Annotated in this window: 11 protein-coding genes; 8 read left to right on the top strand and 3 right to left on the bottom strand. The window is 67.4% G+C overall.

Translation table 11 applies throughout. The annotated features are described in order from the left end of the window. The 6 genes from JNW87_RS30420 to JNW87_RS30395 form a co-directional block, all read left to right on the top strand. Window positions 1–917 (top strand): ISAs1 family transposase (locus tag JNW87_RS30420; protein WP_375373567.1); only part of this gene is annotated, 917 nt, incomplete at its 5' end. A 65-nt stretch (window positions 918–982) separates the two neighbouring features. After that, window positions 983–1,222 (top strand): hypothetical protein, encoded by a 240-nt coding sequence (locus JNW87_RS30415; RefSeq protein WP_236648375.1) that lies wholly within the window; start codon window positions 983–985, stop codon window positions 1,220–1,222. A gap of 123 nt (window positions 1,223–1,345) precedes the next feature. Further along, window positions 1,346–3,502 (top strand): UvrD-helicase domain-containing protein, encoded by a 2,157-nt coding sequence (locus tag JNW87_RS30410; RefSeq protein WP_109804342.1) that lies wholly within the window; start codon window positions 1,346–1,348, stop codon window positions 3,500–3,502. Between the two features lie 14 nt (window positions 3,503–3,516). Next, complete coding sequence (locus JNW87_RS30405) at window positions 3,517–4,191, top strand: DUF6308 family protein (protein ID WP_109804341.1); 675 nt, start codon at window positions 3,517–3,519, stop codon at window positions 4,189–4,191. A gap of 30 nt (window positions 4,192–4,221) precedes the next feature. After that, a complete protein-coding gene (locus JNW87_RS30400; protein WP_146231222.1) occupies window positions 4,222–4,488 on the top strand; it encodes a hypothetical protein in 267 nt (88 codons plus the stop codon). Between the two features lie 570 nt (window positions 4,489–5,058). Further along, complete coding sequence (locus JNW87_RS30395) at window positions 5,059–5,973, top strand: hypothetical protein (RefSeq protein ID WP_146231221.1); 915 nt, start codon at window positions 5,059–5,061, stop codon at window positions 5,971–5,973. 509 nt (window positions 5,974–6,482) lie between these two features. Here JNW87_RS30395 and JNW87_RS39925 read toward each other — a convergent pair. The 3 genes from JNW87_RS39925 to JNW87_RS30385 are packed head-to-tail and all read right to left on the bottom strand — an operon-like array spanning window position 6,483 to window position 7,688. Continuing rightward, window positions 6,483–6,605 carry a hypothetical protein gene (locus JNW87_RS39925; RefSeq protein WP_255544533.1) on the bottom strand — a complete coding sequence of 41 codons (123 nt, stop codon included), beginning with the start codon at window positions 6,603–6,605 and terminating at the stop codon, window positions 6,483–6,485. Further along, the gene (locus JNW87_RS30390; protein WP_109804339.1) at window positions 6,602–6,805 is read right to left on the bottom strand and encodes a DUF397 domain-containing protein; all 204 of its coding nucleotides are present in this window, start codon (window positions 6,803–6,805) and stop codon (window positions 6,602–6,604) included. The genes JNW87_RS39925 and JNW87_RS30390 overlap by 4 nt, the downstream gene beginning before the upstream one ends. Then, the gene (locus tag JNW87_RS30385) at window positions 6,798–7,688 is read right to left on the bottom strand and encodes a helix-turn-helix transcriptional regulator (protein ID WP_109804338.1); all 891 of its coding nucleotides are present in this window, start codon (window positions 7,686–7,688) and stop codon (window positions 6,798–6,800) included. The genes JNW87_RS30390 and JNW87_RS30385 overlap by 8 nt, the downstream gene beginning before the upstream one ends. A gap of 325 nt (window positions 7,689–8,013) precedes the next feature. Between JNW87_RS30385 and JNW87_RS30380 the strand changes: the two genes are divergently transcribed. After that, window positions 8,014–8,313, top strand: a complete 300-nt coding sequence (locus JNW87_RS30380; RefSeq protein WP_109799573.1) for a DivIVA domain-containing protein — start codon at window positions 8,014–8,016, stop codon at window positions 8,311–8,313. After that, window positions 8,310–8,561, top strand: a complete 252-nt coding sequence (locus tag JNW87_RS30375; protein WP_238454847.1) for a hypothetical protein — start codon at window positions 8,310–8,312, stop codon at window positions 8,559–8,561. The genes JNW87_RS30380 and JNW87_RS30375 overlap by 4 nt, the downstream gene beginning before the upstream one ends. The last annotated feature ends 155 nt before the right edge of the window (window positions 8,562–8,716 follow it).

Below are 8,716 nucleotides of genomic sequence, written 5' to 3'. Positions count from 1 at the left end.
ATGGGGTGCCGGTGGGCACGACGGTGTGGCGGCTGCTGACTCGCCTGGACGACGGGCTGCTGTCCACCGTCCTGGCCGGTTGGCTGACCGCCCGCGCCCAGCCGGTGACCACGCCCCAGCCACGCCGGTATCGGACGGTGATCGCCGTGGACGGGAAAACCCTTCGAGGCGCCCGCCGCAGCGACGGCGGCCAGGTCCACCTGCTCTCCGCGCTGGACACCAGCACCGGCATCGTCCTGGCCCAGGTCACCGTGAGCGCGAAGAGCAATGAGATCCCCGCGTTCGCGCCGCTACTCGACGCGGTCGAGACCGTGTTGGGCACCCTGACCGGCCTGCTGTTCATCGCCGACGCGCTGCACACCCAGACCGCCCACGCCGACGAGATCGCCGCCCGCGGCGCCCACCTGATGATCCCCACGAAAGGCAACCAGCCCACCCTGTTCGCCCAGCTCAAAGCCCTACCCTGGCCCGACGTCCCACTCGGCGACCGCCGCCGCGACACCGGGCACGGCCGCCGCGAGACCCGCACGGTCAAAGCCATCACCGTGCACACCCCGGCGGAATCAGGTTCCCCCACGCGCAGCAGGCCATCCGGATCATCCGGACCCGCACCACCGGCGGGAAGACCAGCCGCGAGACCACCTACTTCACCGTGTCTCTACCCGCCGAGCAGGCCCAACCCGCCGACCTGCAGGACTGGGCCCGCCGCGAATGGCACATCGAGAACCGCGTCCACCACGTCCGGGACGTCACGTTCCGTGAAGACCTCCACCAAGCTCGCACCGGCACCGGACCCGCCGTCCTGGCCACCCTGCGCAACACCTCGATCGGCTACCACCGCACCAACGGCGAGGCCAACATCGCCCGCGCCACCCGACGCGCCAACCGCCGCCCACACGACCTCATCACCGCCGTGACCAGCACCTATCCGACAACGCAATGACCCTGGGCAGCGATCTACCCGAGCGGGAAGTTCGAGGTCGTGTTCCAGCACCTGAGCGTCCGGACGCCGTTCGACGACGTCACGCTGCGGGAGGAGCTTCGCCAACGGTTGAACCAGCTTCCAGGCGTGGACATCGCCGCCGCCAGGATCGCCCTCCGCCCCGGCTTTCCCCTGACGGTCCTCGCCGATGCCGACGCCCGCGAGGCGCTGCTCGACCACCTCCGCTGGTTCTACGACCAGGCGCAGCTGCCCACCTCGGACGATCCGGTCACGGTCTAGGCTCCCGACACCTGTGTGGTGCAGCGTCCGGCCTCTTCCTGCCGGGCGCTGCACGACACCCACCCTGCCGCGGCCGGTACTGTCACGTCCGCCGTACCGAGCCACCACCCCGGAGGTCCACCCGTGCCTCAGCTCGCCTTCGCCAACAGCTTCTGGGAGAGCTACGACGTCCTGGAGAAGCCGGTTAAGGCCGGCGTACGCAAGGCGATGGACAAGTTTCAGCAGCTCACCATCGCCGAGCTGCACGCCGACAAGGGCCTGCACCTGGAGTCGGTCAACAATGCGCGGGATCCGCGGATGCGGACCATCCGGATCAACGACTTCTGGCGCGGGGTCGTATTGGCCCCGGACGACGGCAGCGACACCTTCCTCCTGCTGAGCGTCGTGCCGCACAACGGCGCGTACACCTGGGCGGCGAAGCGTCTCTACACGGTGAACACGGCGACCCGGGCCCTGGAGGTCCGCAACGTCGTCGCCATCGAGCAGCTCACGCCGGCGCTGGAGAAAGCGGCGGCGGACGCGCCGACGCTGCTCTTCGCCCGCCATTCGGACACGGTGCTGCGGGACCTCGGCATTGACGACCAGGTGCTGCGAGCGGTGCGCACGATCATCAACAAGCCGCAGCTCGAAGCGTTCGGCACGTTGCTGCCCGAGGACCAGTTCGAGGTGCTGCAGTACCTCGCCGAGGGCTTCTCGCCCGATGAGGTGTACCGCGACCTCGTGGCCGAACGCCGGCCAGCCGACGCCACCCCGGAGCCGAGCGAGAGCCTGGCGACGGCGATCGCCAACACCAGGAACCGCATCACGCTGGTGACCCGGCCGGACGAGCTGGCCGAGATCCTCGACAAGCCGTTCGCCGCCTGGCGGGTGTTCCTCCACCCGTCACAGCGGCGGGTCGCGTACCGGGTGTCGTACAAGGGGCCGGCGCAGGTGACCGGCGGACCCGGCACGGGCAAGACGGTGGTTGCCCTGCACCGGGTCAAGCACCTGCTCTCGCGGTCCTCCGACAGTCGGGTGCTGCTCACCACGTACACCAACGCCCTCGCGGCGACGCTGCGCGAGAACCTGGCGCTGCTCCTCGGCGACGAGGAGCAGTTGGCGCGGGTGGAGGTGACCACGGTGAACGCCTTCGCCAACCGCACTGTGCGAACCCTCGCCGGCCGAGCGCCGTCCCCGATTGGGGATGCGGACGAGCGGCAGGTCTGGCGGCGGGTGTGCCGGCGGCTGAACCTGCCTTGGACCGAGCAGTTCCTCGCCCAGGAGTTCCGGCACGTCGTCCTCGCGCAGGACGTGCGGAGCCGGGAGGAGTACCGTGCGGCCAGCCGGCGGGGGAGAGGGTCGGCCCTCGGCGCCCGGCAACGCGATCAGGTGTGGGACGCCGTCGAGATGTTCTCGGCCGAGCTGTCGGCGGCCGGCACCATGACGCACCTGCAGGTGTGCGCGAGGGCGGCGCAACTGCTCGACGACGCCGACCTGACCGTCCACGGGTTCGACCACGTGGTGGTCGACGAGGCGCAGGACCTGCACCCCGCGCAGTGGCGGGTGCTGCGCGCCGCGGTGACGCCCGGCCCCGACGACCTGTTCATCACCGGCGACCCGCACCAGCGGATCTACGACTCCCGGGTGTCGCTGGGCGCCCTCGGTATCTCCGTCGCCGGGCGTAGCAGCCGGCTGCGCATCAACTACCGCAGCACCGAGGAGATCCTGTCCTGGTCCACCGGAGTGCTCGTCGGGTCACGGGTCGAAGACCTCGGCGGTGAGGGCGAGGACAGCCTCACCGGCTACCGGTCGCTGTTGCACGGCAGGCGGCCGCAGGCGGTGGGGTATCCGACGTCCCAGGCCGAGGTCACGGCACTCGTCAAGCGGGTGGGGGAGTGGCTCGAACAGGGCGTCCAGCCGAGCGAGGTCGCGGTCTGCGCGCGGTTCAACACAGTCCTCAGCAGCGCGTACGACGAGCTGACCGCTGCAGGAATCCTTGCCGTGCGGGTACGGGACCAGCCCGGCGCGGACGTCGACGGGGTGCGGCTCGCCACCATGCACGCGATGAAGGGGCTGGAGTTCCGCTGCGTCGCGGTGCTGGGGGCCACGGCCAAGGCGGTCCCCTTCAGCAAGGAGGTCACGCCGAGCGAGGTCGATCAGTTGCAGCACGACAGCGACATGCTCAGAGAGCGCTGCCTGCTCTTCGTCGCCAGCACCCGCGCCCGGGAAGCCCTGCACGTGTCGTGGAGCGGGACGCCTAGCCCGTTCCTGTCGTTCGTCGCTAACAGCCAGCCCAGGTGATCCCGAGGAGAAGCATGACGCAGCCCGTGACACTCGCCGAGATTTTGGCCGTGCTGGATGATCCTCGGTCAGTCCCCGACCTTCAGCGCTACTTCCTGGCGGTCGGTGATGCGGCATTCGCCGGCGGGCAGTTCGAGCGACTCGGCGGCGGCGGTGACCGTCCGGAGATTGCAAATACCGTCACCGCCGAGGATTTGATCGCGGTGCAACTGCTCAGCGTGCAGGTGCGTCCGCATCGGGCGCTCGACCTGCTGCAGGGGCAGCTCGGCCGGGAGCTTGCGGCGGAACTGGCGCAAATTCCGGTCGACGTCGAGTTGGGCGCTCACGAGGCGTTTCCGCTCATCGTGGAGGGTGGCCACGCGGACAACGCATGGCGGATGCTGCGCAATGCAGACGGCATCGGCTGGGTCATCGCCGGCAAGCTGCTAGCCCGCAAACGCCCGAAGCTCGTGCCCGTGTACGACGACGTGGTGTCCTGTGCCTTCGGCACCGGGACGGGATTCTGGGAGTGGCTGCACGGCAAGCTCCGCGAGGAGGGCGGCGTCCTGGCGCAGCGCCTTCGAGCCTTGCACGCGGAGGCTGACTTGCCAGCGGTGGTCAGCCGACTTCGGGTCCTTGACGTTGTGTTCTGGATGCGTCACCGAGACGCTCACGGTGGTGGCGCGTGCCCGGGCCTGCGGCTGACCTGACATCGGACGATCACAGTGGGGAGCTATGAGATGCGGGAGATCACGGTTCGCCTCGGCGGCGTCAGCGACGAGCAGTACGCGGACATCGTGAACGCGATCTGGATGCAGATGAATGCGATTGGCTGCGGCTTCACCGTCACACCGGACGAGCAGGCTGTGCCAGTCCAGCTCGACAAGCGATGGGACGGCTACAGCCAGGTGTCGTGGGAGGACGGGGGTCGACGCGGCACCCCGCAGGCAATCGCAGCCGGTGTGGACCCGGTCGACATCCTGGACCGCGTCGATTCGGGCGAATGACCGAGTCGAGTGGAAAGCGGCACTCAGCCTACTGAAGGTGCCTGTGTCAACTGCGGCGAAGCCGTTCGGGGGGCGAACTCCCGCCACCGCGGCCCGGACATCGCGTGGTTCGTCCACTGTCACGCGTGCGCGGCCCTGGTCGCCGACCAGCTGGAACCCCTCAATCTTCTGCCGTTAGGCAGCGGCGCGGACGTCCACCAATGCCGGAAGTGCGGCAACCACCGGGTGTGCCGTAAGGCCTGGCGGACCCGATGCCACGTCTGCCTGGACGAGCGCTCGTCCGGGCTGGCTCTCGCGACCGGCGAGCAGTTGCTGTGCCGGCTGCCGCACGAGCCCGCCCTCGCGGACCAGAGCGGGAGCCGCGTCGGCAGCAGCGCGGTCACCCGCTATTTCCCGTCCGCTCCCGCGGCAAGACGGGCACGACCTTGATCGAACGATCGGGTGGAAGCTCCCGCTTCCCAACGCCCGCACCCCTCGCTCACTGAGCGGAGTCGATTGACTTCTGTCGGAAGTGGATCGATACTGAAACCTTCCCGGCGTCAATGAATCGATCTGGCGAAGGGGCGTGGCGTGAAGTTCACATCGGCGTGGACAACCTCCAGTGGCTCAAAACTGTGGTCGATGTTGAGCCATCTCGGCACTCTAGTATCGATCTTGACACCGATCGTAACGATCGGGGCGATCATTCTGACGGGAAATGCCGACATTCCGGCGACAATATTGGCTGTATACGTGTGTTTGCTCGTAACGGTGTTGCTTCTCCTGCTGTTGAGGGTTGAAGGTCGGTATCGACGGGAGGCGCGTTATGCGCCAGCGATGATTCCGGCTCGGAAGGCCTTTGCCAGCTTGGCGGGCGCGTCTTGGATCATGATTGAAGGCGACGGCTCCGAAGGTTCCTTTCTCCTTCACCTTCGGGAGTCGCTCAGGCTGATCGCCGAGACCTTCAGTCTCATTACTGACGCCCCGTGTCGGGCCTCGGTCAAGATTATTACAGCAGGATCGACGGATATCGCCAGTCATGACATCCAAGTTGTAACAGTGGGTCGGAGCGTTGACTTAGAGGATGCGAAGCCTGCGGATCGAGACCGCATCGGAAACAACACCGATTTCCGTCAGATCTTCACAGGGAACGCTCCCTACTTCTTCTCTAACGACCTGGTGGCCCAGTTGGCGAAGGGCTATCAGAACTCGCATTGGGATGAACGGACCATTGAGGAGCGGAAGTTCGACTATGTAGCGACTATCGTCTGGCCGATTGGCCGGTCGAAAAGCGCGAACTCCCATGGCAACGCTCATCGGGAGATCGTTGGATTTCTGTGTGTCGACACTTTGGCAGTGGGAGTCTTCAACGAAACCTATGACGTTCCTCTCGGCGCCGCGTTTGCGCAAGCGTTGGATCTCGCGATCCAGCGCTTTCGGATAAGGCAGGCGGCAGATGGAAGCGTGCCGCTGCAGCGAAAAGGACTGGAAGACGTCCGAGGATAGCGAGGAGTGCTGTTATGAGTATGGTTGGGCGCAGCGATGTGGTGGAGCATGCGGAAGAACCTTGGTTCGAAGAGGCGCGCATAGTGGATCAGGAATGGATGGAGCTACTGGTGATGACTCCTAAGGGCGAAAAGGTCTACTATCGAGTGCCACGAAGAACTCTCTTTCGTGATATCGATCGCCCGGGCAGTCCAAAATAGCGCGTACCGGTAAGGGGCACCAGACCCGGCAACGCCCGGTCTTCTGCGACCTGCTGCTGGCGAGCGGCCGGCTCCGCGCCGACCACGACGGCCCGCGAGAGCCGGCGCGTGTCCGGTACGGCGACGGGGAGCGCTGTCCGGGACCCCGGCGAGCGCGGGTGCACTCGCTCCTGCTTCAGCAGCCGGTCCATCGGAACCGCAGCGAGATGCCCGGGCAGCAACCCGACGCGATTGACGATCGACGGCGGCGGCATCGTGGTGTGACTCGGCGAACACGTCCCGCGTAACCACGGCCGGCGGCAGGCAGACTCACCTCCTGCTGGCGCAGCATGCCCTTCCGTCGACCGTGATCGACAATCCGCCCCAGAACTGGTCGAAGGAGAACGTCACCTGGTGTCGCTCCTGGATACCGACGTCGAAGCTGAACTTCAACTGACGAGACCCTCGCGCTTGGCGGCCGTGATGAAGCCGGCCCACGCCTGCGGGGTGAAGGTGAGCATCGGTCCCGTGGTGTCCTTGGAGTCGCGGACGGCGACGATTCCGGGGAGGTTGGTGGCGACCTCGACGCACTCGCCGCCGTTGCCGCCGCTGCGGGTGCTCTTGCGCCAGATAGCTCCGGTGAGGTCAGTCATGCCGCATCTCCCCGATGATCTTCTTGATCGTGTCCCTCGATTCTGCCTCACCTTGCGCCAGTTGAGCCGCACTCGCAAATGCCTCCTCGTAGGCCCGCAGCTCGGCAGGCTTGTCGAGGTAGAGCGCACCGGTGAGCGACTCGCTGTAGACGACCGAAGGCTCAGGGGCGGCGCGGCCGCCCTTGGTGGCGGGAAATCCCAGGATGACGAACGAGCCGGCGACGGCCCCGATGTGCGGCCCGGCGGCGAGCGGTACCACCCGCACTGAGACGTTGGCTCGCTCGGACGCTTCGAGGAGCCCGTTGAGCTGCCCGATCATGATGGTCTGTCCGCCGACTCGCCGTCGCAGCACGGCCTCGGAGATGACCGCGTCCAAGCGGGGCGGTTGCGGCAACCGACGGGTCAGCAGGTTCTGTCGCTGCAGGCGCACCTGCACGGAGTGCTCCCGCTCCTCATCGTTCGCCGACGGCTGGTCGATGCGCGCCAGCGCCTGGATGTACTCCCGGGTTTGCAGCAGCCCGGGGATGACGGTCTCCTGATACTGGCGAAGGGAGGCGGCGGCGGATTCCAGGCCGACGTACAGCTCGAACCAGCTCGGCACCGCGTCCCCGTACGCATGCCACCAGCCCTTCGACTTCGTCTCCGCGGCCAGCCCGCGCATCGCCTCGGTCATCTCCGCCGAGACGTTGTACAGCTCGCACATCGCCTTGACGTCGAGCAGCCGGACCGCGCCCAGACCGCACTCGATGCGCCAGATCTTCTGCCGGCTGTATTCGAGCGCCTCGGCGGCGGTGTCGAGCGTCACGCCGGCCTCGGTGCGGAACTGGCGCAGCAGCCGGCCGAGCTGCCGGCGCGGCACGGTCGATCCGATGTCCTCTGCCATCCGAACACTCCCTGATTCCGTCCTGCAACACTGCGTGACGCCGCACTGCAACTCGTACAGGTTTCGGTAAAAGAAGTCAACACTTCTGGCAAGAATTCTTCCGTGGAACGTTGCGCTTCCACTTCGCACTGTCACATGCTGACTACAAGGACGCGGCTCGGTGCGGCGCCGACGGTAGCTACCAGGACCGACGAGCACAGTCCATGAGCAGCCCTGGTGCCGTACCGCTGATCGAAGCTGCGGTGGCAGGGCGGGGTGGGTCCGCCCGTGCGGGGAGGGCGGGTGGCCCACCCCTTCCAATCACGACAAGAGAGGCAGGCAGCGAATGAGCGTCCGCAACCAGCGGCCGACGTGGGGGAGCGCAGCGACCTACCGCTCCGGCGCGTACACCAGTCTGCTGCCGTGGCAGGTGCGCGAGCGCCGCTTCAAGCCGGCCGGGCTCGGACGCCGCGGCCTGGCGCCCGACGACGTCTACGCCTTCCTCGACCGGGTCGCCGGCGACATGGCCGCCGTCTACGCGGCCCTGGCCGCCAGCCGCCGGGAGACCGCCGCCATCAAGGACGCGCTGCGCCGCTGGCAGTCCGACCAGGCCCGCGCCGGTGACGCCCGGGGAAACGAGCGGTGACCCAGCGGTACGTCATCCACCTGCCGATCGTCGCGAACGACCTGCCCGGCGCGCAGCGCCTGGCCCGGGTGGTCGGCCGCTGGCTGCTGGTCCTGCCGCAGACCGACCCGGGGGAGACCACCGTCTCCGCCGAGGACGACCAGAACGTACGGCATCGGGTCTTCTGCGACCTGCTGATGCCCGGCGGCCGGCGCTGCCTCCTCCGCGCCGACCACGACGGCCCCTGCTCCCGCCGGCTACGCCGTTGAACCGGCCTCCCGACCACGGCCAGATGATTTGTCCCCCAGCCAGTTCGCCTGAGCAATTGATGCGATGAAGGAGCGGGGCCTCCGCTCCTCGTGACAGTCACCCTGGTCAGGGGTTTCCCTGGGGTTGTCACGACGTACCACGACGAAGGAGGCCC

Origin of the sequence: Micromonospora sp. ATA51 (assembly GCF_016802855.1) — a bacterium.
Lineage (GTDB): Bacteria > Actinomycetota > Actinomycetes > Mycobacteriales > Micromonosporaceae > Micromonospora > Micromonospora sicca.
The sequence above is the reverse complement of the archived record's forward strand: the minus strand, read 5'-3'. Positions and strand labels throughout refer to the sequence as shown.